35 protein-coding genes and 1 pseudogene are annotated in these 21,351 nt (G+C 62.2%); all 36 read left to right on the top strand.

Going from position 1 to position 21,351, the window contains the following annotated elements; all coding sequences use genetic code 11:
* The coding region (locus tag NKI16_RS32235; RefSeq protein ID WP_477327769.1) for an EF-Tu C-terminal domain-related protein at positions 1–167 on the top strand (167 nt) is incomplete at its 5' end.
* A gap of 63 nt (positions 168–230) precedes the next feature.
* On the top strand, positions 231–539 hold the full coding sequence (gene rpsJ / locus NKI16_RS32230; protein WP_006205468.1) for a 30S ribosomal protein S10: 309 nt from the start codon (positions 231–233) through the stop codon (positions 537–539).
* 96 nt (positions 540–635) lie between these two features.
* A complete protein-coding gene (gene rplC, locus NKI16_RS32225) occupies positions 636–1,364 on the top strand; it encodes a 50S ribosomal protein L3 (RefSeq protein WP_352451050.1) in 729 nt (242 codons plus the stop codon).
* Complete coding sequence (gene rplD, locus NKI16_RS32220) at positions 1,364–1,984, top strand: 50S ribosomal protein L4 (protein WP_023675140.1); 621 nt, start codon at positions 1,364–1,366, stop codon at positions 1,982–1,984. Before rplC ends, rplD begins: the two co-directional genes overlap by 1 nt.
* Positions 1,981–2,274 (top strand): 50S ribosomal protein L23, encoded by a 294-nt coding sequence (locus NKI16_RS32215; RefSeq protein WP_023675139.1) that lies wholly within the window; start codon positions 1,981–1,983, stop codon positions 2,272–2,274. The genes rplD and NKI16_RS32215 overlap by 4 nt, the downstream gene beginning before the upstream one ends.
* Positions 2,275–2,296: 22 nt before the next feature.
* Positions 2,297–3,130, top strand: a complete 834-nt coding sequence (rplB, locus tag NKI16_RS32210) for a 50S ribosomal protein L2 (RefSeq protein ID WP_023675138.1) — start codon at positions 2,297–2,299, stop codon at positions 3,128–3,130.
* Between the two features lie 16 nt (positions 3,131–3,146).
* Positions 3,147–3,425 (top strand): 30S ribosomal protein S19, encoded by a 279-nt coding sequence (gene rpsS / locus NKI16_RS32205; RefSeq protein ID WP_006205463.1) that lies wholly within the window; start codon positions 3,147–3,149, stop codon positions 3,423–3,425.
* Between the two features lie 2 nt (positions 3,426–3,427).
* Positions 3,428–3,817, top strand: a complete 390-nt coding sequence (gene rplV / locus NKI16_RS32200; RefSeq protein WP_006205462.1) for a 50S ribosomal protein L22 — start codon at positions 3,428–3,430, stop codon at positions 3,815–3,817.
* Entirely contained in the window at positions 3,817–4,542 is a 726-nt protein-coding gene (gene rpsC / locus NKI16_RS32195; protein ID WP_023675137.1) for a 30S ribosomal protein S3, read from the top strand. Before rplV ends, rpsC begins: the two co-directional genes overlap by 1 nt.
* A 27-nt stretch (positions 4,543–4,569) precedes the next feature.
* The gene (rplP, locus tag NKI16_RS32190) at positions 4,570–4,983 is read left to right on the top strand and encodes a 50S ribosomal protein L16 (protein WP_006205460.1); all 414 of its coding nucleotides are present in this window, start codon (positions 4,570–4,572) and stop codon (positions 4,981–4,983) included.
* 13 nt (positions 4,984–4,996) lie between these two features.
* The gene (gene rpmC, locus NKI16_RS32185) at positions 4,997–5,197 is read left to right on the top strand and encodes a 50S ribosomal protein L29 (RefSeq protein WP_006205459.1); all 201 of its coding nucleotides are present in this window, start codon (positions 4,997–4,999) and stop codon (positions 5,195–5,197) included.
* A gap of 11 nt (positions 5,198–5,208) precedes the next feature.
* Complete coding sequence (gene rpsQ / locus NKI16_RS32180) at positions 5,209–5,448, top strand: 30S ribosomal protein S17 (RefSeq protein WP_023675136.1); 240 nt, start codon at positions 5,209–5,211, stop codon at positions 5,446–5,448.
* 82 nt (positions 5,449–5,530) lie between these two features.
* Positions 5,531–5,899 (top strand): 50S ribosomal protein L14, encoded by a 369-nt coding sequence (rplN, locus tag NKI16_RS32175; RefSeq protein WP_006205457.1) that lies wholly within the window; start codon positions 5,531–5,533, stop codon positions 5,897–5,899.
* Positions 5,900–5,911: 12 nt separating this feature from the next.
* Positions 5,912–6,226 carry a 50S ribosomal protein L24 gene (rplX, locus tag NKI16_RS32170; RefSeq protein WP_254817150.1) on the top strand — a complete coding sequence of 105 codons (315 nt, stop codon included), beginning with the start codon at positions 5,912–5,914 and terminating at the stop codon, positions 6,224–6,226.
* Positions 6,219–6,797: a 50S ribosomal protein L5 gene (gene rplE, locus NKI16_RS32165; RefSeq protein WP_352924491.1), complete on the top strand. Its 579-nt coding sequence runs from the start codon at positions 6,219–6,221 to the stop codon at positions 6,795–6,797. Before rplX ends, rplE begins: the two co-directional genes overlap by 8 nt.
* 26 nt (positions 6,798–6,823) lie before the next feature.
* Positions 6,824–7,129, top strand: a complete 306-nt coding sequence (gene rpsN, locus NKI16_RS32160) for a 30S ribosomal protein S14 (RefSeq protein WP_023675134.1) — start codon at positions 6,824–6,826, stop codon at positions 7,127–7,129.
* 12 nt (positions 7,130–7,141) lie between these two features.
* Positions 7,142–7,540 carry a 30S ribosomal protein S8 gene (rpsH, locus tag NKI16_RS32155; protein ID WP_006205453.1) on the top strand — a complete coding sequence of 133 codons (399 nt, stop codon included), beginning with the start codon at positions 7,142–7,144 and terminating at the stop codon, positions 7,538–7,540.
* An 89-nt stretch (positions 7,541–7,629) separates the two neighbouring features.
* Positions 7,630–8,163, top strand: a complete 534-nt coding sequence (gene rplF / locus NKI16_RS32150) for a 50S ribosomal protein L6 (protein WP_023675133.1) — start codon at positions 7,630–7,632, stop codon at positions 8,161–8,163.
* An 84-nt stretch (positions 8,164–8,247) separates the two neighbouring features.
* On the top strand, positions 8,248–8,607 hold the full coding sequence (gene rplR, locus NKI16_RS32145) for a 50S ribosomal protein L18 (protein ID WP_023675132.1): 360 nt from the start codon (positions 8,248–8,250) through the stop codon (positions 8,605–8,607).
* Between the two features lie 155 nt (positions 8,608–8,762).
* The gene (gene rpsE, locus NKI16_RS32140; protein ID WP_006333394.1) at positions 8,763–9,326 is read left to right on the top strand and encodes a 30S ribosomal protein S5; all 564 of its coding nucleotides are present in this window, start codon (positions 8,763–8,765) and stop codon (positions 9,324–9,326) included.
* Between the two features lie 24 nt (positions 9,327–9,350).
* Entirely contained in the window at positions 9,351–9,548 is a 198-nt protein-coding gene (gene rpmD / locus NKI16_RS32135) for a 50S ribosomal protein L30 (protein WP_006205449.1), read from the top strand.
* A gap of 22 nt (positions 9,549–9,570) precedes the next feature.
* Complete coding sequence (rplO, locus tag NKI16_RS32130; RefSeq protein ID WP_352451045.1) at positions 9,571–10,044, top strand: 50S ribosomal protein L15; 474 nt, start codon at positions 9,571–9,573, stop codon at positions 10,042–10,044.
* A gap of 191 nt (positions 10,045–10,235) precedes the next feature.
* Complete coding sequence (gene secY, locus NKI16_RS32125; RefSeq protein ID WP_023675130.1) at positions 10,236–11,576, top strand: preprotein translocase subunit SecY; 1,341 nt, start codon at positions 10,236–10,238, stop codon at positions 11,574–11,576.
* The gene (locus NKI16_RS32120) at positions 11,573–12,184 is read left to right on the top strand and encodes an adenylate kinase (RefSeq protein WP_023675129.1); all 612 of its coding nucleotides are present in this window, start codon (positions 11,573–11,575) and stop codon (positions 12,182–12,184) included. Before secY ends, NKI16_RS32120 begins: the two co-directional genes overlap by 4 nt.
* Before the next feature lie 198 nt (positions 12,185–12,382).
* Entirely contained in the window at positions 12,383–12,751 is a 369-nt protein-coding gene (gene rpsM, locus NKI16_RS32115; RefSeq protein WP_006205445.1) for a 30S ribosomal protein S13, read from the top strand.
* Between the two features lie 139 nt (positions 12,752–12,890).
* The gene (gene rpsK, locus NKI16_RS32110; protein ID WP_006205444.1) at positions 12,891–13,280 is read left to right on the top strand and encodes a 30S ribosomal protein S11; all 390 of its coding nucleotides are present in this window, start codon (positions 12,891–12,893) and stop codon (positions 13,278–13,280) included.
* Between the two features lie 104 nt (positions 13,281–13,384).
* A complete protein-coding gene (locus tag NKI16_RS32105) occupies positions 13,385–14,395 on the top strand; it encodes a DNA-directed RNA polymerase subunit alpha (protein WP_023675128.1) in 1,011 nt (336 codons plus the stop codon).
* A gap of 116 nt (positions 14,396–14,511) precedes the next feature.
* Positions 14,512–14,943 carry a 50S ribosomal protein L17 gene (gene rplQ, locus NKI16_RS32100; protein WP_023675127.1) on the top strand — a complete coding sequence of 144 codons (432 nt, stop codon included), beginning with the start codon at positions 14,512–14,514 and terminating at the stop codon, positions 14,941–14,943.
* Positions 14,944–15,137: 194 nt separating this feature from the next.
* Positions 15,138–16,625 (top strand): DegQ family serine endoprotease, encoded by a 1,488-nt coding sequence (locus NKI16_RS32095; RefSeq protein WP_352625305.1) that lies wholly within the window; start codon positions 15,138–15,140, stop codon positions 16,623–16,625.
* Positions 16,626–16,668: 43 nt separating this feature from the next.
* Positions 16,669–17,979, top strand: a complete 1,311-nt coding sequence (locus tag NKI16_RS32090) for a replication-associated recombination protein A (protein ID WP_352451042.1) — start codon at positions 16,669–16,671, stop codon at positions 17,977–17,979.
* A gap of 136 nt (positions 17,980–18,115) precedes the next feature.
* Complete coding sequence (locus NKI16_RS32085) at positions 18,116–18,946, top strand: aspartyl/asparaginyl beta-hydroxylase domain-containing protein (protein WP_023675124.1); 831 nt, start codon at positions 18,116–18,118, stop codon at positions 18,944–18,946.
* A gap of 31 nt (positions 18,947–18,977) precedes the next feature.
* Entirely contained in the window at positions 18,978–19,364 is a 387-nt protein-coding gene (crcB, locus tag NKI16_RS32080; RefSeq protein WP_352593858.1) for a fluoride efflux transporter CrcB, read from the top strand.
* Between the two features lie 29 nt (positions 19,365–19,393).
* Positions 19,394–19,849, top strand: coding sequence for a fluoride efflux transporter CrcB (gene crcB, locus NKI16_RS32075; protein WP_352625308.1), 456 nt, complete (start codon positions 19,394–19,396; stop codon positions 19,847–19,849).
* Positions 19,846–20,184, top strand: a complete 339-nt coding sequence (locus tag NKI16_RS32070; RefSeq protein WP_254817158.1) for a DUF190 domain-containing protein — start codon at positions 19,846–19,848, stop codon at positions 20,182–20,184. Before crcB (NKI16_RS32075) ends, NKI16_RS32070 begins: the two co-directional genes overlap by 4 nt.
* A 62-nt stretch (positions 20,185–20,246) precedes the next feature.
* Positions 20,247–21,227: an RluA family pseudouridine synthase gene (locus tag NKI16_RS32065; RefSeq protein ID WP_352458558.1), complete on the top strand. Its 981-nt coding sequence runs from the start codon at positions 20,247–20,249 to the stop codon at positions 21,225–21,227.
* A 5-nt stretch (positions 21,228–21,232) separates the two neighbouring features.
* Positions 21,233–21,351: pseudogene (locus NKI16_RS32060) on the top strand (EamA/RhaT family transporter); the annotation flags it as partial.

The raw sequence follows: 21,351 nt of genomic DNA, 5'->3' as shown, positions 1-21,351 counted from the left end.
GCATCGTGTCGCTGCCGGAAGGCACCGAGATGGTGATGCCGGGCGACAACATCACCGTCGATGTCGAGCTGATCGTGCCGATCGCAATGGAAGAGAAGCTGCGCTTCGCCATCCGTGAAGGCGGCCGCACCGTCGGTGCCGGCATCGTCGTCACCATCAAAGAGTAATTTGGACTTAAACCGATCTGTCGCGGGCGCTGCCCGCGCCGCGCCAGAACAAGGAAGTGACGCATGAACGGACAGAATATCCGCATCCGCCTGAAGGCGTTTGATCACCGGGTGCTCGACGCCTCGACACGGGAAATCGTGTCGACCGCCAAGCGCACCGGCGCCAACGTCCGCGGCCCCATTCCGCTGCCGACGCGGATCGAAAAGTTCACGGTCAACCGGTCGCCTCACGTCGACAAGAAGAGCCGCGAGCAGTTCGAGATGCGCACGCACAAGCGTCTGCTCGACATCGTCGACCCGACCCCGCAGACGGTCGATGCTTTGATGAAGCTCGACCTGGCCGCCGGTGTCGACGTCGAGATCAAGCTCTAAGGAACCAGAGGTCAGCGGGGCGACCCGGAACTCTGAAGGAACAAGAGGCGTGGAGGGGCGACAGCCCCGACAGGGAACTCTAAAGGAATTGAACCGATGCGTTCAGGTGTGATTGCAAAGAAGGTGGGAATGACCCGCATCTACAACGATGCCGGGGAACATGTTCCCGTCACTGTTCTCCAGATGGAGAACTGCCAGGTCGTGGCGCAGCGCACGCAGGAGAAGAACGGCTATACCGCCGTCCAGCTCGGCGTTGGCCTTGCCAAGGTGAAGAACACGTCGAAGGCGATGCGCGGCCATTTCGCGACCGCTTCCGTCGAGCCCAAGGCCAAGGTTGCCGAGTTCCGCGTCTCCGCCGACAACATGATCGATGTTGGCGCCGAGATCACCGTCGAGCACTTCGTCGTCGGCCAGAAGGTCGATGTGACGGGGACCACGATCGGCAAGGGCTTCCAGGGCGTCATCAAGCGGCACCACATGGGTGGCGGCCGCGCGACGCACGGCAACTCGGTGTCGCACCGTACACACGGCTCGACCGGCCAGCGCCAGGATCCGGGCAAGGTGTTCAAGGGCAAGCATATGGCCGGCCACATGGGCGACACCCGCGTCACCACGCAGAATGTCGAGGTCGTCTCGACCGACGCCGATCGCGGCCTGATCCTGATCCGCGGTGCGGTCCCGGGTTCGAAGGGTGCATGGATCCTGGTCCGCGACGCGGCCAAGGTGGCGCTTCCGGCCAATGCGCCGAAGCCCGCCGCGATCCGCGCCCTTGCGACTGACGGTGCCGCCACGAACGAGGCCCCGGCCACAGAGGGAGCGGAATAATGGACCTCAAGATTACAACGCTTGGCGGCAAGGACGCCGGCAAGCTGAAGCTCTCCGAAGAGATTTTTGGCCTTGATCCGCGCGAGGACATCCTGCAGCGCGTCGTGCGCTGGCAGCTTGCCAAGAAGCAGCAGGGCACCCACAAGGCCAAGGGTCGCGCGGAAATCGCCCGCACCGGCGCCAAGATGTACAAGCAGAAGGGTACCGGCCGCGCCCGTCACCATTCGGCTCGCGCTCCGCAGTTCCGCGGCGGCGGCAAGGCCCACGGCCCGGTCGTGCGCAGCCATGAGCACGATCTGCCGAAGAAGGTGCGCGCGCTCGGCCTCAAGCATGCGCTTTCGGCCAAGGCCAAGAGCGCGTCGATCATCATCATCGACGAGCTGAAGCTGACCGAGGCCAAGACCAAGGCACTGATCGCGAATTTCGCGACGCTGGGCCTGAGCAACGCCCTGGTGATCGGCGGCGCCGAGCTTGACAAGAATTTCAAGCTGGCGGCGACCAACATCCCGAACATCGACGTGCTGCCCATCCAGGGCATCAACGTCTACGACATTCTGCGCCGCGGCACGCTGGTCCTTTCCAAGGCCGCCGTCGAGGCTCTCGAGGAGCGCTTCAAATGACCGACCTTCGTCATTACGACGTGATCGTCTCGCCGGCGATCACCGAAAAGTCGACCATGGCTTCCGAGCAGAACCAGGTCGTCTTCAATGTCGCCAAGAAGGCGTCGAAGCCGGAAATCAAGGCCGCCGTCGAAGCGCTGTTCGGCGTCAAGGTGATGGCCGTGAACACGCTTGTCCGCAAGGGCAAGATCAAGCGCTTCCGCGGCACGATCGGCCGCCAGAGCGACGTCAAGAAGGCGGTTGTGACGCTGGCCGAAGGCCAGTCGATCGACGTCGCGACGGGTCTCTGAGCAAGGTCGCGAGGACAGAACAATGGCACTGAAAAAATTCAACCCGGTAACGCCGAGCACCCGTCAGCTGGTCATCGTCGACCGCTCGGGCCTCTACAAGGGCAAGCCCGTCAAGGGCCTGACCGAAGGCCTGACCAAGTCGGGCGGCCGCAACAATTACGGCCGCATCACGGCCCGCTTCATCGGCGGCGGTCACAAGCGCACCTACCGTATCATCGACTTCAAGCGCCGCAAGTTCGACGTCGTCGGCACGGTCGAGCGTATCGAGTACGATCCGAACCGCACCGCCTTCATCGCGCTGATCAAGTATGACGATGGCGAGCTGTCCTACATCATCGCCCCGCAGCGTCTGGCTCCCGGCGACAAGATCGTGGCCGGTGAATCGGTCGACGTGAAGCCGGGCAACGCGATGCCGCTGGCTTCGATGCCGGTCGGCACGATCGTCCACAATATCGAGCTGAAGCCCGGCAAGGGCGCTCAGGTCGCCCGTTCGGCCGGCGGTTATGGCCAGCTCGTCGGCCGCGACCAGGGCATGGCGATCCTGCGCCTCAATTCGGGCGAGCAGCGTGTCGTCCACGGCTCCTGCATGGCCACTGTCGGCGCCGTGTCTAACCCGGACCACGGCAACATCAATGACGGCAAGGCAGGCCGCACCGTGTGGCGCGGCAAACGTCCGCACAATCGCGGCGTGACCATGAACCCGGTCGACCATCCACATGGCGGCGGCGAAGGCCGCACCTCGGGTGGCCGCCATCCGGTTTCGCCCTGGGGCAAGCCGACCAAGGGCAAGAAGACGCGGTCCAACAAGGCGACCGACAAGTTCATCCTGCGCTCGCGCCATCAGCGCAAGAGCTAAGAAGAGGTAACGCCAAGTGACTCGTTCGATTTGGAAAGGCCCCTTCATCGACGGCTACCTTCTGAAGAAGGTGGACAAGGTTCGTGAAGGTGGTCGCAATGAGGTGATCAAGATGTGGAGCCGTCGCTCCACCATCCTGCCGCAGTTCGTCGGCTTCACCTTCGGTGTCTACAACGGCCAGAAGCACGTTCCCGTCTCGGTGAACGAGGACATGGTCGGTCACAAGTTCGGTGAATTCGCTCCGACCCGGACCTATTACGGTCACGGCGCGGATAAGAAGGCGAAGAGGAAATAATCATGGGCAAGGCCAAAGCTCCGCGCAGGCTTGCTGACAACGAAGCGCGCGCCGTGTTGCGCACGATCCGTATCAGCCCGCAGAAGCTGAACCTGGTTGCCGCGTTGATCCGCGGCAAGAAGGTCGCGACAGCGCTTTCCGACCTCGAATTCTCGGCCAAGCGGATTTCCGGCACGGTCAAGAAGACGCTGGAATCGGCGATCGCCAACGCGGAAAACAACCACGACCTCGACGTCGATGCGCTGATCGTGGCGGAAGCCTATGTCGGCAAGTCGATCGTCATGAAGCGGTTCCATGCCCGTGGCCGTGGTCGCGCCAGCCGTATCGAGAAGCCGTTCTCGCACCTCACGATCGTCGTTCGTGAAGTCGAAGAAAAAGGGGAGGCCGCATAATGGGCCAGAAAGTCAATCCGATCGGTCTGCGTCTCGGCATCAACCGCACCTGGGATTCGCGCTGGTTCGCGAACACCGGCGAGTACGGCAAGCTGCTGCACGAGGACATCAAGATCCGCAAATATCTTGAGAAGGAACTCAAGCAGGCTGCGATCTCGAAGGTCGTGATCGAGCGTCCGCACAAGAAGTGCCGCGTCACCATCCATGCGGCGCGTCCGGGCCTGATCATCGGCAAGAAGGGCGCCGACATCGAGAAGCTTCGCAAGAAGCTGATGGAGATGACCAAGTCCGAGACGCATCTGAACATCGTCGAAGTGCGCAAGCCGGAGATCGACGCGACCTTGGTCGCCCAGTCGATCGCCCAGCAGCTCGAGCGCCGCATCGCGTTCCGCCGCGCCATGAAGCGCGCCGTGCAGTCGGCGATGCGCCTCGGTGCCGAAGGCATCCGCATCAACTGCGCCGGCCGTCTCGGCGGCGCCGAGATCGCGCGCATGGAATGGTATCGTGAAGGCCGCGTGCCGCTGCATACGCTGCGTGCCGACGTCGACTACGGCACGGCCGAGGCGAATACGGCCTACGGCATCTGCGGCGTCAAGGTCTGGGTGTTCAAGGGCGAGATCCTCGAGCACGACCCGATGGCTTCGGAGCGCCGCGCCACCGAGGGCGATCATGCGCATGGCGGTGGTGGTGAGCGCGAACGCGGTCGCCGTCGCGAAAACGCGTAAGACATTTAGGAATTTGGAGTTAGAACGATGCTGCAGCCAAAGCGCACAAAGTTCCGCAAGCAGTTCAAGGGCCGCATCCACGGTACCGCCAAGGGCGGCACCAACCTGGATTTCGGTGGTTTCGGGCTGAAGGCGCTTGAGCCGAACCGCGTCACCGCGCGTGAGATCGAGGCGGCCCGCCGCGCGATCACCCGCGAGATGAAGCGTGCCGGCCGCGTGTGGATCCGTATCTTCCCGGACGTGCCGGTGACGTCGAAGCCGACCGAAGTCCGTATGGGTAAGGGCAAGGGCGCGGTCGACTACTGGGCGGCACGCGTCAAGCCGGGCCGCATCATGTTCGAGATCGACGGCGTCAACGAGGAAACCGCCCGTGAGGCGCTGCGTCTCGGCGCGGCCAAGCTCTCGGTCAGGACGCGCTTCGTACAGCGCATCGCAGAATAAGGACGGGCTGATCATGAAAGCCGAAGACATCCGGACCAAGACCCAGGACCAGCTGACCGACGACCTGGCCAGCCTGAAGAAGGAGCAGTTCAACCTGCGCTTCCAGAAGGCCACCGGCCAGCTTGAGAAGACCGCGCGCGTGAGGCAGGTCCGCAAGGACATTGCGCGTATCAAGACCATCGCTGCGGAAAAGTCCGCGGCCAAGAAGGCTTAAGGACGAAAACCATGCCAAAGCGCATTCTGCAGGGCACCGTCGTCAGCGACAAGAACGAGAAGACGGTTGTCGTCAAGGTCGAACGGCGCTTCACGCATCCCGTGATGAAGAAGACCGTGCGCATGACCAAGAAGTACAAGGCGCACGACGAGAACAACGCCCACAAGGTCGGCGATCAAGTGTTCATCCAGGAATCGAAGCCGATTTCCAAGGACAAGCGCTGGGTCGTGGTGTCTTCGGACCAGGCCTGATCAGGGCTAACGAAACGAATTTTGGACAGACCGGGGAGGGGTGAGAAACCCGTCCCGTTAGAAAAGAAGAAGGCGGCCAGTCATGATTCAGATGCAAACAAACCTCGACGTCGCGGATAATTCCGGCGCCCGTCGTGTCATGTGCATCAAGGTGCTGGGCGGCTCGAAGCGGAAATACGCTTCCGTGGGCGACATCATCGTGGTGTCGATCAAGGAAGCCATCCCGCGCGGCCGCGTCAAGAAGGGCGATGTGATGAAGGCGGTCGTGGTTCGCACGGCCAAGGACATCCGCCGCCCGGACGGCAGCGTGATCCGTTTCGACAAGAACGCAGCCGTTCTCGTCGACAACAAGAAAGAGCCGATCGGCACGCGTATCTTCGGACCGGTTCCGCGCGAACTCCGCGCCAAGAACCACATGAAGATCATCTCGCTCGCGCCTGAAGTGCTGTAAGGAGCCGGACCAATGCAAAAGATTAGAAAAGGCGACAAGGTCGTCGTGCTGGCCGGCAAGGACAAGGGCCGTTCGGGCGAAGTCCTTTCGGTACAGCCGAAGGATGACACCGCGCTGGTGCGCGGCGTCAACCTGATCCGTCGTCACCAGAAGCAGTCCCAGTCCCAAGAGGGCGGGATCATCACCAAGGAAGCGCCGATCCAGCTGTCGAACATCGCGCTGGCCGACCCCAAGGATGGCAAGCCGACCCGCGTCGGCTTCATCTTCCAGAAGGACGGCAAGAAGGTGCGCGTCGCCAAGCGCTCGGGAGAAGTCATCAATGGCTAAGGCTCAAACCAAGCAGGCAACTGCCCAGAACACGCCGCGCCTCAAGCAGGTCTACAACGAGACCATCCGCAAGGCGCTGCAGGAGCAGTTCGGCTACGAGAACGAGATGCAGGTTCCGCGCATCGACAAGATCGTGCTGAACATGGGCGTCGGCGAGGCGACTGGCGATTCGAAGAAGCCTTCGATCGCGGCGGAAGACCTTGCGATGATCGCCGGCCAGAAGGCCGTTGTCACCCGCGCCCGCAACTCGATCGCCGGCTTCAAGGTCCGCGAGAAGATGCCGATCGGTGCCAAGGTCACGCTGCGCAAGGAACGCATGTACGAGTTCCTCGACCGCCTCGTGAACATCGCACTGCCGCGCGTCCGCGACTTTCGCGGACTTAATCCGAAGAGCTTCGATGGCCGTGGCAACTATGCCATGGGCATCAAGGAACACATCGTGTTTCCGGAGATCAACTACGACAAGGTTGATCAGATCTGGGGCATGGACCTCATCGTTTGTACGACTGCGAAGACGGACGACGAAGCCAGGGCATTGCTCAAGGCCTTCAACTTCCCCTTCCGCCAGTAACGGCAGCGAGAAAAGGAAAATCTGACATGGCAAAGACCAGCTCAGTCGAGAAGAACAACAGGCGCCGCAAGCTTGCGGACCAGTTCGCTGCCAAGCGCAAGGTGCTCAAGGCGATCATCATGGATCAGTCCAAGCCGATGGAAGAGCGCTTCCGCGCCCAGCTGAAGCTTTCGGCGCTGCCGCGCAACTCGGCCAAGACCCGCATCCGCAACCGCTGCGAAGTCACCGGACGTCCGCGTGCCTATTATCGCAAGCTCAAAGTATCGCGTATCGCGCTTCGTGATCTCGGCAATAACGGCCAGATCCCGGGCCTGGTCAAGTCGAGCTGGTAAGGAGGACATAACATGTCATTGAGCGATCCTCTCGGCGATATGCTGACCCGCATCCGCAACGCGTATGGCCGCAAGAAGTCGAGCGTTTCGACGCCGGCCTCGCGCCTGCGTACCCGCGTCCTCGACGTGCTGAAGGCGGAAGGCTATATCCGCGACTACAGCCAGACCGACTTCGACAACGGCAAGTCCGAAATCGAGATCGAGCTGAAGTATTTCGATGGTGCGCCGGTGGTGCGCGAAATCGCTCGGGTCTCGAAGCCCGGCCGCCGCGTCTACGTTTCGGCCAAGTCGATACCGCACGTCGCCAACGGCCTCGGCATCGCCATCCTTTCGACGCCGAAGGGCGTGATGGCCGACCACGAAGCGCGTGAACAGAATGTCGGCGGGGAAATCCTCTGCCAGATCTTCTGATCTGGTATGTGACCCGGTTGGAAACAGGTTTTCGGGATCTAGTCCCGAAAGCCGAGACCTGAAACAAGAGAAGTGACGAGGACAACAAAATGTCTCGTATTGGAAAGAAACCCGTTTCGCTGCCGCAGGGCGTGACCGCGACCGTCAACGGCCAGACCGTGACGGCGAAGGGTCCGAAGGGCGAGCTGAAGTTCGTGGTGAACGACGAAGTGCTGGTCAAGATGGAAGGCAGCGAGATCGCTGTCCAGCCGCGCGACCAGACCAAGACTGCCCGTTCCAAGTGGGGCATGTCACGCACGCAGATCGTCAACATCCTGCAGGGCGTCAAGGACGGCTTCGAAAAGAAGCTCGAGATCACCGGCGTCGGCTATCGTGCCGCCATGCAAGGCAAGAACCTGCAGCTGGCGCTCGGCTTCAGCCATGACGTCGTCTACGAGACGCCGCAGGGCGTGACGATTTCGGTGCCGAAGCCGACGGAAATCACGGTGACCGGCATCGACAAGCAGCAGGTCGGCCAGGTCGCCGCCGAGATCCGCGAGTATCGCAGCCCCGAGCCCTACAAGGGCAAGGGCGTTCGCTATGCTGGCGAGAAGATCGTCCGCAAGGAAGGCAAGAAGAAGTAATTTTAACGCCGCGGGGAGCGGTCGCGGGAGGCTCGTCCTACCGCATATGGTTGCCCCCGTTTTTGAAGGCAAGGAACTGATATCATGGGCTCGAAAGAATCCACCCAACGCCGCGCCCAGCGCGTCCGCCGCCAGATCAAGAAGGTTGCCGGCGATCGTCCGCGCTTGTCGGTCCATCGCACGTCGAAGAACATCTATGTCCAGGTGATCGACGACGCCAAGGGCCACACCATCGCGGCTGCTTCGACGCTCGAGAAGGAGCTCAAGGGCTCGCTCAAGACCGGCGCCGACACCGCGGCTGCAGCTGCCATCGGAAAGCTGATCGCCGAACGCGCCTCGAAGGCCGGCGTCAAGGAAGTCGTCTTCGACCGCGGCGCCTATATCTACCACGGCCGCGTCAAGGCGCTGGCCGAGGCTGCCCGTGAAGGTGGTCTGAGCTTCTAGAGCATGATCCCGAACCGAAGGTCAGCGCAGCAAAAAGTTGCAGACTTTTCGGATAAGATCATGCGAAGGAAAAAAGAGTTTTCGCCCCCGGCGACCCGCAGAGGTGCCGGATATCATCATCAACCGTGCTTCCGGAAAAAAACAAGGAACAGGATATGGCACAGGAACGTAGGGATGGCGGCCGCGGCCGTGATCGCGAAGAGCGCGACGACGGCATGGTCGACAAGCTCGTCCACATCAACCGTGTCGCCAAAGTCGTCAAGGGCGGCCGGCGCTTCGGCTTTGCGGCACTTGTCGTCGTCGGCGACCAGAAGGGCCGCGTCGGCTTCGGCCACGGCAAGGCGCGCGAAGTGCCGGAGGCGATCCGCAAGGCGACCGAATCGGCCAAGCGCGACATGATCTTCGTGCCGCTGCGCTCAGGCCGCACGCTGCACCACGACGTCGAGGGACGCTGGGGCGCGGGACGCGTTCTGCTGCGCGCCGCCAAGCAAGGTACCGGCATCATCGCCGGCGGCCCGATGCGCGCCGTTTTCGAGACGCTCGGCATGCATGACGTGGTCGCCAAGTCGATGGGTTCTTCGAACCCCTACAACATGGTTCGCGCCACTTTCGACGCGCTGAAGAGCCAGATGCATCCGAAGGATGTGGCTGCCGCGCGCGGCATCAAGTATTCGACCCTTCAGGCCCGCCGCGGCACCGCCGTTGCGGCTGAAGAATAGTCGACGCTGACCAGGGATCTGACCATGGCCAAGAAAGCAACCAAGACCATCACCGTCGAGCAGATCGGTTCGCCGATCCGCCGGCCGAAGGAGCAGCGCGCAACGCTGGTCGGCCTCGGCCTCAACAAGATGCACAAGCAGCGCACGCTGGAGGATACGCCCTCGGTGCGCGGCATGATCGCTGCCGTCCAGCATCTCGTCCGCGTCGTGGACGAGGGCTGAGCCAGAGCGCAGGAGAACCCAGATGAAACTCAATGATCTGCGTGACAAGGACGGCGCGACGCACTCCAAGAAGCGTCTCGGCCGTGGCATCGGTTCCGGTTCGGGCAAGACCGCCGGTCGCGGCGTCAAGGGCCAGAAGGCGCGCTCCGGCGTCGCCGTCAACGGCTTCGAGGGTGGCCAGATGCCGCTCTACCGCCGCCTACCGAAGCGCGGCTTCAACAATATCTTCGCCAAGAGCTTCACCGTCGTGTCGCTGGCCCGCATCCAGGCGGCGCTCGATGCCAAGAAGCTCGACGCTAAGACAGTTGTAACGGCCGAGGCGCTGGTTGCGGCAGGTGTCATCCGTCGCGTCAAGGACGGCGTGCGCATCCTTTCGGATGGCGACATCAAGGCCAAGCTTGCCTTCGACGTTGCCGGTGCTTCCAAGGCCGCGGTCGAGAAGATCGAAAAGGCCGGCGGCTCGGTGAAGTTGCCTGAGCAGGCAGCCGCCGAGTAACGGCAATTTGAAGCACGGTCGGCAAAGGTGGAATTCGGTTTTGCCTGCGGTCGTGCTTTGATCCGACAGATGTGGCGGCCGCATCAACGCGGCCGCTTGCATGTTTGCAGTCCGGAGCTTATCTCGTGAGCTTCGGTGACACGCGCCGCCTGAGCTGCGGGCATCGAGCGTGACCAAGCGGAGAATCAGGCATGGCTTCGGCTGCTGAACAACTGGCCTCGAATCTGAATTTTTCGGCCTTCGCCAAAGCCGAGGATCTGAAGAAGCGCATCTGGTTCACCATCGGTGCGCTGCTCGTCTACCGCCTTGGCACCTATATTCCGCTGCCCGGCATCAATCCCGATGCTTTCGCCCAGGCCTTCTCGTCGCAGAGCAAGGGCGTGCTCGGCATGTTCAACATGTTCGCCGGCGGCGCCGTGCAGCGCATGGCGATCTTTGCCCTCGGCATCATGCCCTATATCTCGGCCTCCATCATCATGCAGCTGATGACCTCGGTCATTCCGTCGCTGGAAGCGCTGAAGAAGGAAGGCGAGCAGGGCCGCAAGATCATCAACCAGTACACGCGCTACGGCACCGTGCTTCTGGCGCTGGTTCAGGCGTACGGCATTTCGGTCGGGCTTGAGGGCGGCAACGGCATCGTCAACGATCCCGGCATGTTCTTCCGCATCTCTACCGTCGTCACGCTGGTCGGCGGCACCATGTTCCTGATGTGGCTTGGCGAGCAGATCACTGCTCGCGGCATCGGCAACGGCATTTCGCTGATCATCTTCTCCGGCATCGTCGCCGGCCTGCCGCGCGCCATCTCCGGCACGCTGGAGCTTGGCCGCACCGGCGCCTTGTCGACCGGCCTGATCCTGGCGATCATCGTGCTGGCCATCATCGTCATAGCGCTGATCGTCTTCTTCGAGCGCGCCCAGCGCCGCCTGCTGATCCAGTATCCCAAGCGCCAGGTCGGCAATCGCATGTTCCAGGGCGATACCTCGCATCTGCCGCTGAAGCTTAACACCTCCGGCGTCATTCCGCCGATCTTCGCCTCGTCGCTGCTGCTGCTTCCGGCAACGGTTGCCGGCTTCTCGCAGACCACCAATATGCCTGCATGGGCCAGCACCATCCTGGCGGCGCTCGGCCACGGCCAGCCGCTCTATATGGCCTTCTACGCGGCGATGATCGTGTTCTTCGCCTTCTTCTATACGGCGATCGTCTTCAATCCGAAGGACACCGCCGACCAGCTCAAGAAGCATTCGGGCTTCATCCCGGGCTATCGTCCGGGCGAGCGCACTGCGGACTATATTGACTATGTGCTCACCCGCATCACCGTCGTCGGCGCCATTTATCTGGTGCTGGTGTGTCTGCTGCCCGAGTTCCTGATTTCAGCGACTGGCGTACCGTTCTACCTTGGTGGCACTTCGCTCCTGATCGTGGTCAGTGTAACGCTCGATACGGTGGCGCAGATTCAGGGTCACCTGATCGCGCACCAGTATGAGGGCCTGATCAAGAAGTCGAAGCTGCGCGGGGGGAAAAAGGCCAGATGAGGTTGATATTGCTTGGACCGCCGGGGGCGGGCAAGGGGACACAAGCACTAAGACTGGTAGATCGACACGGCATCCCACAGCTTTCCACGGGGGACATGCTGCGTGCTGCTGTCCAGGCTGGCACCGAAGTCGGCAAGCGCGCCAAGGCGGTGATGGACGCTGGCGAACTGGTGTCCGACGCTATCGTCAACGCCATCGTGGCCGAGCGCATCGATCAAGCTGATTGCGCAAACGGCTTCATCCTTGACGGGTACCCGCGAACCCTGGTGCAAGCGGACGCCGTTGAGGAAATGCTGTCGGATCGCGGACTGGAGCTCGATGCTGTCATCGAATTTGTCGTCGATGACAAGGCGCTGGTTGGCCGAATCGTCAAGCGCGCCGAAGACGCCAAGGCCGCAGGCCTGCCGGTGCGCAAGGACGACAGCCCAGCGGTGTTCGAGGAACGCTTGAGGGAATATTACAAGAAAACCTCGCCGCTGATCGGCTACTACTACGCCAAGGGCAAGCTCAGGGGCGTCGATGGCATGGCCGACATCGATGCGGTGACGCAGCAGATCGAGGCGGTGCTCAGGGCGACGACCCGGAAAGTTGGCCAGGCGGCCGGCTAGAGAATCGAACGATTGCGCTTGACTGGAGCGGTCCGCTGGGGTATGGCGGCCCGTCTTCCTATCAGGCATGAGGCTTGCTTGTCCGCAAGGGCAAGGCAGGCCGCTTTGAACTGGAAACTCCCGCAAGGGCCGGCCTCCACCGGACGCGGGGCAACTTGAAGCGCCGGCTCGTCCGGCCTATATGGAGAAGAGAAGAACATGGCTCGTATAGCCGGCGTCAATATTCCGACCAACAAGCGCGTCGTCATCGCGCTTCAATACATTCACGGCATTGGCAAGAAGTTCGCCCAGGAGATCGTCGACAAGGTCGGCATCCCGGCCGAGCGTCGCGTCAACCAGCTGACCGACGCGGAAGTGCTGCAGATCCGCGAGACCATCGACCGCGACTATCAGGTCGAGGGCGATCTGCGCCGCGAAGTGTCGATGAACATCAAGCGACTCATGGACCTCGGCTGCTACCGCGGCCTGCGTCACCGCCGCTCGCTGCCGGTTCGTGGTCAGCGCACGCATACCAATGCGCGCACCCGCAAGGGCCCGGCTAAGTCGATTGCCGGAAAGAAGAAGTAATTTAGGGCAGTAAGGGAGTAGGGCAGTAAGGCAATAGGAACGGCAGACATACTGCCCTACTGCCATATTCCCCTACTGCCTTCTCCCTGGTGGAGCCGCTGGCATTACGGCGGTGTAGAGATCAACTGAAAGGACCATCATGGCCAAGGAAGCCGCTCGTGTTCGCCGTCGCGAACGCAAGAACATCTCGTCGGGCGTTGCCCACGTCAATTCGACCTTCAACAACACGATGATCACCATCACCGACGCGCAGGGTAACTCGATTGCCTGGTCGTCGGCCGGAGCCCAGGGCTTCAAGGGATCGCGCAAGTCGACCCCGTTCGCTGCCCAGATGGCCGCAGAAGATGTTGCCAAGAAGGCCCAGGAACACGGCATGCGCATGCTCGAGGTCGAGGTCTGTGGACCCGGCTCCGGTCGTGAATCGGCGCTGCGCGCGCTGCAGGCTGCCGGCTTCACCATCACCTCGATCCGTGATGTGACGCCGATCCCGCACAATGGCTGCCGCCCGCGCAAGAAGCGCCGCGTCTAAAGAATTTACCGAACGCCGCGCGAGCGCCTCAAGGGCGCTCCTCCACGGCATTCCAGGTCGCCCGCCACGATTGGATGGTGGCGGGACAACGGAAGGAAAGCACTATGATCCAGAAAAATTGGCAAGAACTGATCAAGCCGAACAAGATCGAGTTCTCGTCGAAGAAGAAGACGCTGACCACGCTGGTCGCCGAGCCGCTCGAGCGCGGCTTCGGCCTCACCCTCGGCAACGCGCTGCGCCGGGTGCTTCTGTCTTCGCTGCGTGGCGCGGCTGTAACCGCCGTGCAGATCGACGGCGTTCTGCATGAATTCTCGTCCATCGCCGGCGTCCGCGAGGACGTGACCGACATCGTTTTGAACATCAAGGAAATCGCCATCCGCATGGAAGGCGACGGCCCCAAGCGCATGGTCGTCCGCAAGCAGGGACCGGGCGCGGTTCTCGCCGGCGACATCCAGACGGTCGGCGACGTCGAGATACTCAATCCCGACCACGTCATCTGCACGCTGGACGAAGGCGCCGAAATCCGCATGGAATTCACCGTCGATACCGGCAAGGGCTATGTCCCGGCCGACCGTAACCGCGCCGAGGACGCGCCGATCGGGCTGATCCCCGTCGACAGCCTGTATTCGCCGGTCAAGAAGGTCTCCTACAAGGTCGAGAACACCCGCGAGGGCCAGGTTCTCGACTATGACAAGCTGACCATGACCATCGAGACCGACGGTTCGATTTCGGGCGAGGACGCGGTGGCCTTCGCCGCTCGCATCCTGCAGGACCAGCTCGGCCTGTTCGTCAATTTCGACGAGCCGCAGAAGGAAGTCGCCGCCGAACAGGTTACCGAGCTTGCCTTCAACCCGGCGCTGCTCAAGAAGGTCGACGAGCTCGAGCTTTCGGTGCGTTCGGCCAACTGCCTGAAGAACGACAACATCGTCTATATCGGCGACCTGATTCAGAAGACCGAAGCCGAGATGCTGCGCACCCCGAACTTCGGCCGCAAGTCGCTGAACGAGATCAAGGAAGTCCTGGCGGCGATGGGCCTGCATCTCGGCATGGAAGTGCCGGACTGGCCGCCGGAAAACATCGAAGACCTCGCCAAGCGTTACGAAGACCAATATTGAGCATGATCCCGAACCGAAGGTCAGCGCAGCAAAAAGTTGCAGACTTTTCGGACAAGATCATGCGGCTAACCAACTGGGGCTCAGGCCTCTTGAAACCGCAATGAAGGAGAAGAGCCATGCGCCACGGATTTAAAGGCCGCCGGTTCGCCCGCAGCATAAGCCATCGCAAGTCGATGTTTGCCAACCTTGCCGTGTCGCTTATCGAGCACGAGCAGATCCTCACCACGCTGCCGAAGGCGAAGGATTTGCGTCCGATCGTCGAGAAGTTGGTGACGCTCGGCAAGCGCGGCGACCTGCACGCCCGCCGCCAGGTTATTGCCCAGATCGGCAATGAAGGCGTCGTCAAGCGCCTGTTCGATACCATCGCGCCACGTTATGCCACCCGCAACGGCGGCTATCTGCGCATCATGAAGGCCGGCTTCCGCCACGGTGATAACGCGGCAATGGCGGTCATCGAGTTCGTCGACCGCGACACCTCGGCCAAGGGCGCCGGCGACCGTGCCCGCATCGAGGCCGAAGGCACCGAAGAGGAAGCTGCAGCCGCATAAGGCTCGGTTTTTCGCGAGAAGTTCAAAAGGGGCCTCCGGGCCCCTTTTTCTGTTTCCGAAGGTACCGGGCAGGGCTGGTAGGGGTTTTGTCACCGGTTTTTGCGGCGACTACCCAAAATAATCCGATTTCAGCGGCTTAGCCTTTCATTTTGCACAATCGTCAGGACAATGGCGCCCGACTTGGAGGATTCGGAATGCGCGTTAAACGGCTGTCCATTGTTCTGATCTGCGCCTTGATGGCGTTGGCCGTCGTGCCGGCGGCCAGGCACGCGCTGGCGGACGAGGCCAAGCCAGATCCCGGTCTGTCCGACGTGCTGACCGATCTGCTGCATGGCGTCGAAGGCGAAAACGCCACTTCCGGCCCCGACAAGCGCGTGCCGTTCGGCCGCGAGGAGGTGCAACTGTCCTTCGCGCCGCTGGTCAAGCAGACAGCGCCGGCCGTGGTCAATGTCTACGCCTCGCAAACCGCCAAGGTGACGTCGCCCTTCGACGGCGATCCGTTCTTCGAGGAGTTCTTCGGCCGCTCGCAGCCGCGCGCGCAGTCTTCGCTCGGTTCGGGGGTGCTGGTCGATCCGACCGGCGTCGTGGTCACCAATTTCCACGTCGTCAAGGACGCTGACCAGGTCAAGGTCGCGACCGCCGACGGGCGCGAATTCGACAGCAAGGTGCTGCTCAAGGATGAGACGCTCGACCTCGCCGTGCTCAAGATTTCTTCTGACAAGCCGTTCCCGGTGATCGCTATCGGCGATTCCGACGCGCTCGAGGTCGGCGATCTGGTGCTGGCGGTCGGCAATCCGTTCGGTGTCGGCCAGACCACCACCAGCGGCATCATTTCGGCGGTGGCGCGCAGCCATATCGGCGTCTCCGATTCCAGCTTCTTCATCCAGACCGACGCCGCCATCAACCCCGGCAATTCCGGTGGCGCGCTGGTCAACATGGGCGGGCAGCTGATCGGCATCAACACGGCGATCTATAGCCGTAGCGGCGGCTCGATCGGCATCGGCTTTGCCATCCCTTCGAACATGGTTCGCGCCTTCGCCGACGCGGCCAAGGCCGGGCTCGACTTCTTCGAGCGGCCGTATGCCGGTGCCGAGTTCGAGGCGGTGACGCCGCAGGTTGCCGAATCGCTCGGCATCGACAAACCGACCGGTGCGCTGGTTTCTTCGGTCGAAGAGGCGGGACCCGCGGCCAAGGCAGGGCTCAAGCCCGGCGACGTGGTGCTGTCGCTCAACGGCAAGCCGGTCGAGAGCGTCGGGGCGCTGGACTACCGCATGGCGACGCTGTCGATTGGTACGAATGCCAGCTTCGGCGTTCTGAGCAAGGGTCAGCAGGCGACGATGGACATCGCCCTGGAACGGCCGCCTGAGGGCACCAAAGCTGCGGAACTCACATTGCGCGGCCGCAGCCCGTTTTCCGGTGCCAAGGTTGCTGAACTGTCGCCACGGCTTGCCCAACGGCTCGGTCTGCGCACCGATGTCAAAGGCGTCACCGTGGTCGACATCAACCGCGATTCGCCTGCTGCCGATTTTGGCTTCCAGCCAGGCGACATCGTGCGTGAGGTCAATGGCCTGACGATCGACAAGGCGGCGACCCTGGAACAGGTAGCCCAGCAGGATACGCGCTGGTGGCGCTTTACCGTCGAGCGCGGCGGGCAGATACTGCGCCAGGTGTTGCGTTACTGAGCCCGAACGTCAGCATGATCGGGCTCCAGGCAGAAGAAGTTGCATGGCCGATCTGTTCAGTGTCGATGAACCGGAAAAGACGCCGCCCGGCAGGCCGCTGGCGGACCGTCTGCGTCCGAAGAACCTCGGCGAGGTCGTCGGCCAGGAGCATCTGACCGGATCCGACGGCGCGCTGACGCGGCTGATCGGCTCCGGCTCGCTCGGCTCGATGATCTTCTGGGGCCCGCCCGGCACCGGCAAGACCACGGTCGCACGGCTGCTTGCCGGCGAGACAAGCCTCGCCTTCGAACAGATCTCGGCCGTGTTTTCCGGCGTTGCCGACCTGAAGAAAGTGTTCGAGGCAGCGAAGCTGCGCCGCTCGAACGGCCGCCAGACGCTGCTGTTCGTCGACGAGATCCATCGCTTCAACCGCGCCCAGCAGGACAGTTTTCTGCCCGTGATGGAAGACGGCACCGTCGTGCTGGTCGGCGCCACCACGGAGAATCCGTCCTTCGAGCTTAACGCCGCGCTGTTGTCGCGCGCGCGTGTGCTGGTCTTTCACTCACTCGGCGAGGACAGTATCGCCAAGCTGCTGGCGCGGGCCGAGGAGGCAGAGGGCAGGGCGCTGCCGCTCGATGAAGACGCGCGGGCGATGCTCATCCGCATGAGCGACGGCGACGGCCGCGCGGCATTGACGCTCGCCGAAGAGGTCTGGCGCGCAGCGAAATCAAAGGAGGTGTTCGGCGCCGAAGCCCTGCAGCGCATCGTCCAGCGCCGCGCGCCGATCTACGACAAGGGACAGGACGGCCACTACAATTTGATCTCCGCCTTGCACAAATCGGTGCGCGGCTCCGACCCCGACGCGGCACTCTACTATCTCGCCCGCATGTTCGACGCCGGCGAAGATCCGCTTTATCTCGGGCGCCGGTTGGTGCGCATGGCGATGGAGGATATCGGGCTGGCCGACCCGCAGGCGCTCGTCGTCGCTAACGCCGCCAAGGACGCCTATGACTATCTGGGCTCGCCCGAGGGCGAACTGGCCTTCGCCGAGGCGACCGTCTATCTAGCCACCGCGCCGAAATCCAATGCAGTCTATACCGCGTTCAAGGCCGCCACACAGGCAGCGAAGGAATTCGGTTCGCTGCTGCCGCCCAAGCACATTCTCAATGCGCCGACCAAGCTGATGAAACAGGAAGATTACGGCGCCGGCTATCGCTACGACCACGACGAGCCCGACGCTTTTTCCGGCCAGGACTATTTTCCGGAGAAGATGGGAAGGCAGACATTCTACGACCCGCCAGAGCGCGGCTTCGAGCGCGATATCAGGAAGCGGCTGGATTATTGGGCGAAGCTGCGCAGCGAGCGGGAAAAGTAGCTGCCGACCGCACAGTGGTGTGATCGCCGTTGTCTGGCGGGATAAAAAACCCTATCAAGATGCGCCTTCGGCTGGCGGACAGGCCAGAAACGTACCGACGATATTCAGAACGGAATCGCGCCTGGCGCGTGGAAAAATGACAAAAAAATCTCGCAAGACCCTTCGGAAGTTCGCCATAGCGATCCCGCTGCTGGCGCTCGGCTTCTATTTCATTCCCATCCTGACGACAATTTTCATTGTCCTCGGGCTGGTCGACGTGTTGCGCAATGACAACAAGAACTGGGCCCTGTTCAGTGGTTATTTTCTCGGCAACGGCATCTTCACCTGGCTGCTTTCGCCCTTCAATCTGCTGGTCGATCTGCTGTGCTACAGAAACCGCGGTGTGTGGAAACTGGACCAGTTTCCTCCGGACTATCAGCGTGAGGTCAACGAGGTTCTCGACGTCTTCAAGGCGCGCAAGGACGAGATCATCGCCGATATCGACGCCAATTTCGGCAGCGGCCGGCGCGGCATGTATGTCTACCAGTGGTATGGCAAGCACAAGATCGACAACGTCGCCGAATTCAACAAGGATTTCAAATATATCAAGACCATCGCCGTGTCGGTGTTCAGGGGCAAGGAATCGACCTCCTGGCATTTCGGACCGCTGCGGCTCAGCCTGCGCATTCTCTACAATCTTCTCCCGGTGAAGGCCGAGGTTTTCGTCGAGTGCAACAACGCCAGGAACTACTGGCACGACAATCCGCTCTATATTTTCGACGACACGCTGCTGCACCGCTCGGTCAACGAATATGATGGGCGCCGCTACTGCGTGTTCATGGACATCATCCGGCCATCGCCATTCCCCGGCCTGATCGCCGCTCTTCTCGCCATCGTTTCGGTCAGCGTCGAGCGCATCAATGCCATGTTCTACAAGAACTGGAAGATGATCGGCTCCAGCAAGCCGAAGAAGGCCGGAGCCGCCTGACACCGTGGTGTGACCGGCGCGAGGGAGCACGATGTATCATCTGTTGCTTGTCTGCCTTGGTGGCGCGATCGGTGCAATGGCCCGCTTCTTCCTGTCCGGCTTCGTCGCCCGCCGGGTCGGCGAGACCTTTCCCTGGGGCACTATGGCCGTCAACGTCTCGGGAGCGTTTGCAATCGGTGTCGTTGCGCATGCGGTGGCGCGCGACGGCATGCCCGCCATCTGGGCCTTTACCGTTACCGGCGGCCTCGGCTGCTACACCACGGTTTCTTCCTTCAGCCTGCAGACGCTGGCGCTGGCGCGCGAGGGCGAATGGCGGCGCGCCGGCGGAAATGTGCTGCTTTCGGTTTTTCTGAGCCTCGGCGGCGTGACGCTGGGCTTTGCTGCGGGAAGTCTTCTGATTGGCGGCGGGGCGCCGTGAGCGGCCCGCGGAAGCTTCGCTACGACGGCATGGCGAGGCGTGCGGCGCACCTCATTGGCTGGCGCAGAAGGAGCCAGACGGTTCGGCTCTATGCGACCGTGGCCGCAGGCAGCATGATCGGCGGTGTGTTGCGGGCGCTTGCCTCATCGACGAGCACTGCCCTGTGGGGCGCTGGATTTCCCTTCGGCACGCTCCTCGTCAACATTGTTGGCTCGTTCCTCATCGGCTTCTACGCGACATTGACGGGACCGGATGGTCGCGTCTTCGCCGGTCCGCTGCAACGTCAATTCTTCATGGCCGGCTTCTGCGGCGGCCTGACGACCTTCTCCGCTTTCAGCCTTGAAACACTCACCCTCGCGCAAGGCGGGAGGCCTGTGGCGGCGGGACTCAATATCGCGATCTCCGTGGTGGCCTGGCTTGCCGCCGTCTGGCTTGGCCACATCTTTGCAGTTCGGCTCAACCGGCTGAGAGGGTCCAGGCAATGAAGATACCAACACAGGCACAATTGCTGCGCATATTTATCGGCGAAAACGACAAGGCAGATGGCCGTCCGCTGTATGAGGTTATCGTGCTGAGGGCCCGCGAAATGCAGATCGCCGGCGCGACCGTCCTGCGCGGCGCGATGGGGTTCGGCCATTCCAGCCGGCTTCACACCACGAAGATCCTCCGCCTATCGGAGGATCTGCCACTCGTCATCGAGATCGTCGATGACGAGGAAAAATTGGCCGCTTTCCTGCCCGTGCTTGAAACAATCATGACAAGTGGTTTGATTACGCTGGAGAAAGTTCAGGTTCTGCAATATGGAACCGACAACGAATAACCGAGTGAGATTGCGGGTACCGGCGAATGCCGTTGCATGCCTGCAAAACGGCGATTGGAATCATGGCAGGCGTTGAACAGATCACAGTGGACGCCGGCGAGGCGGGCATGCGGCTCGACCGCTGGTTCAAGAGCCATTTCCCCGGTCTCGGTTTCGGTCATCTGCAGAAGCTGCTGCGTTCCGGCCAGATCCGCGTCGACGGCGGCAGGGTGAAGGCCGATACCCGCGTCGAAGCCGGCCAGACGGTGCGAGTGCCGCCGCTCGAAGTCGACAAGAAAGGTGAAAGCCCACTCACCGGTCATTCGATCCGCAACCAGGGCGACGCCGATGTCCTGGCCAAGATGCTAATCCATGAGGACCCGAAGGTCTTCGTCTTCAACAAGCCGGCCGGCCTGGCGGTGCAAGGCGGCTCTGGCGTCACCCGCAATGTCGACGACATGCTGGAAGCCTGGCGCAACCAGAAGGGCGAGAAGCCGCGTCTGGTGCACCGGCTCGACCGCGACACGTCGGGTGTGCTGGTTGTCGCTCGTACAAGGCTCGCCGCCATGAAGCTCGCCGAAGCGTTCCGGGCGCGTGAGACGAAGAAAACCTACTGGGCGCTGGTCAAGGGCGTGCCGCCGAAGCGCGAGGACAAGATCTCGACCTGGCTGATCAAGGAACCGACGCCCGACGGCGATCGTGTGCGCATCGCCAAGCATGGCGAAAAGGGCGCCGATCACGCCGTGTCCTATTATCGCATCGTCGAGCAGGCGGCGCAGACCCTGTCCTGGCTGGAGATGGAACCCTATACCGGGCGCACCCACCAGCTTCGCGTCCATGCTGCCCATATCGGTTGCCCGATCATCGGCGACCCCAAATATTTCGAGGCCGACACCAATTGGGATTTTCCAGGCGGCATGCAGAACCGGCTGCATCTGCACGCGCGCCGCATCGTCATCCCGCATCCCGACAAGGGCTTTGTCGACGTCACCGCACCGATGCCGCCGCATATGCGCCAGAGCTGGAACTTGCTCGGTTTCGACGACGCGAGCGCGGAGGACTAGCGGCGGTGGGCGTCGCCACAGATACGCTCGACCGTCGTGACGCGGTCGATCTGGCGGCCGCCGCCATCATGGTCGGGCTGACCTTTTCGTGGGGCCTGAACTACGTTGCCGCCAAGATCTCGTA

This window comes from Mesorhizobium sp. M0698, from assembly GCF_040320455.1.
Lineage (GTDB): Bacteria > Pseudomonadota > Alphaproteobacteria > Rhizobiales > Rhizobiaceae > Mesorhizobium.
Note: the sequence above shows the minus strand (reverse complement) of the source record. Positions and strands in the feature narration are given on the sequence as shown.

Coding starts and splice junctions, on each gene's coding strand:
- rpsJ (WP_006205468.1), top strand. CDS start 231: ATGAACGGACAGAATATCCGCATCCGCCTGAAGGCGTTTGATCACCGG.
- rplC (WP_352451050.1), top strand. CDS start 636: ATGCGTTCAGGTGTGATTGCAAAGAAGGTGGGAATGACCCGCATCTAC.
- rplD (WP_023675140.1), top strand. CDS start 1,364: ATGGACCTCAAGATTACAACGCTTGGCGGCAAGGACGCCGGCAAGCTG.
- NKI16_RS32215 (WP_023675139.1), top strand. CDS start 1,981: ATGACCGACCTTCGTCATTACGACGTGATCGTCTCGCCGGCGATCACC.
- rplB (WP_023675138.1), top strand. CDS start 2,297: ATGGCACTGAAAAAATTCAACCCGGTAACGCCGAGCACCCGTCAGCTG.
- rplV (WP_006205462.1), top strand. CDS start 3,428: ATGGGCAAGGCCAAAGCTCCGCGCAGGCTTGCTGACAACGAAGCGCGC.
- rpsC (WP_023675137.1), top strand. CDS start 3,817: ATGGGCCAGAAAGTCAATCCGATCGGTCTGCGTCTCGGCATCAACCGC.
- rplP (WP_006205460.1), top strand. CDS start 4,570: ATGCTGCAGCCAAAGCGCACAAAGTTCCGCAAGCAGTTCAAGGGCCGC.
- rpmC (WP_006205459.1), top strand. CDS start 4,997: ATGAAAGCCGAAGACATCCGGACCAAGACCCAGGACCAGCTGACCGAC.
- rpsQ (WP_023675136.1), top strand. CDS start 5,209: ATGCCAAAGCGCATTCTGCAGGGCACCGTCGTCAGCGACAAGAACGAG.
- rplN (WP_006205457.1), top strand. CDS start 5,531: ATGATTCAGATGCAAACAAACCTCGACGTCGCGGATAATTCCGGCGCC.
- rplX (WP_254817150.1), top strand. CDS start 5,912: ATGCAAAAGATTAGAAAAGGCGACAAGGTCGTCGTGCTGGCCGGCAAG.
- rplE (WP_352924491.1), top strand. CDS start 6,219: ATGGCTAAGGCTCAAACCAAGCAGGCAACTGCCCAGAACACGCCGCGC.
- rpsN (WP_023675134.1), top strand. CDS start 6,824: ATGGCAAAGACCAGCTCAGTCGAGAAGAACAACAGGCGCCGCAAGCTT.
- rpsH (WP_006205453.1), top strand. CDS start 7,142: ATGTCATTGAGCGATCCTCTCGGCGATATGCTGACCCGCATCCGCAAC.
- rplF (WP_023675133.1), top strand. CDS start 7,630: ATGTCTCGTATTGGAAAGAAACCCGTTTCGCTGCCGCAGGGCGTGACC.
- rplR (WP_023675132.1), top strand. CDS start 8,248: ATGGGCTCGAAAGAATCCACCCAACGCCGCGCCCAGCGCGTCCGCCGC.
- rpsE (WP_006333394.1), top strand. CDS start 8,763: ATGGCACAGGAACGTAGGGATGGCGGCCGCGGCCGTGATCGCGAAGAG.
- rpmD (WP_006205449.1), top strand. CDS start 9,351: ATGGCCAAGAAAGCAACCAAGACCATCACCGTCGAGCAGATCGGTTCG.
- rplO (WP_352451045.1), top strand. CDS start 9,571: ATGAAACTCAATGATCTGCGTGACAAGGACGGCGCGACGCACTCCAAG.
- secY (WP_023675130.1), top strand. CDS start 10,236: ATGGCTTCGGCTGCTGAACAACTGGCCTCGAATCTGAATTTTTCGGCC.
- NKI16_RS32120 (WP_023675129.1), top strand. CDS start 11,573: ATGAGGTTGATATTGCTTGGACCGCCGGGGGCGGGCAAGGGGACACAA.
- rpsM (WP_006205445.1), top strand. CDS start 12,383: ATGGCTCGTATAGCCGGCGTCAATATTCCGACCAACAAGCGCGTCGTC.
- rpsK (WP_006205444.1), top strand. CDS start 12,891: ATGGCCAAGGAAGCCGCTCGTGTTCGCCGTCGCGAACGCAAGAACATC.
- NKI16_RS32105 (WP_023675128.1), top strand. CDS start 13,385: ATGATCCAGAAAAATTGGCAAGAACTGATCAAGCCGAACAAGATCGAG.
- rplQ (WP_023675127.1), top strand. CDS start 14,512: ATGCGCCACGGATTTAAAGGCCGCCGGTTCGCCCGCAGCATAAGCCAT.
- NKI16_RS32095 (WP_352625305.1), top strand. CDS start 15,138: ATGCGCGTTAAACGGCTGTCCATTGTTCTGATCTGCGCCTTGATGGCG.
- NKI16_RS32090 (WP_352451042.1), top strand. CDS start 16,669: ATGGCCGATCTGTTCAGTGTCGATGAACCGGAAAAGACGCCGCCCGGC.
- NKI16_RS32085 (WP_023675124.1), top strand. CDS start 18,116: ATGACAAAAAAATCTCGCAAGACCCTTCGGAAGTTCGCCATAGCGATC.
- crcB (WP_352593858.1), top strand. CDS start 18,978: ATGTATCATCTGTTGCTTGTCTGCCTTGGTGGCGCGATCGGTGCAATG.
- crcB (WP_352625308.1), top strand. CDS start 19,394: ATGGCGAGGCGTGCGGCGCACCTCATTGGCTGGCGCAGAAGGAGCCAG.
- NKI16_RS32070 (WP_254817158.1), top strand. CDS start 19,846: ATGAAGATACCAACACAGGCACAATTGCTGCGCATATTTATCGGCGAA.
- NKI16_RS32065 (WP_352458558.1), top strand. CDS start 20,247: ATGGCAGGCGTTGAACAGATCACAGTGGACGCCGGCGAGGCGGGCATG.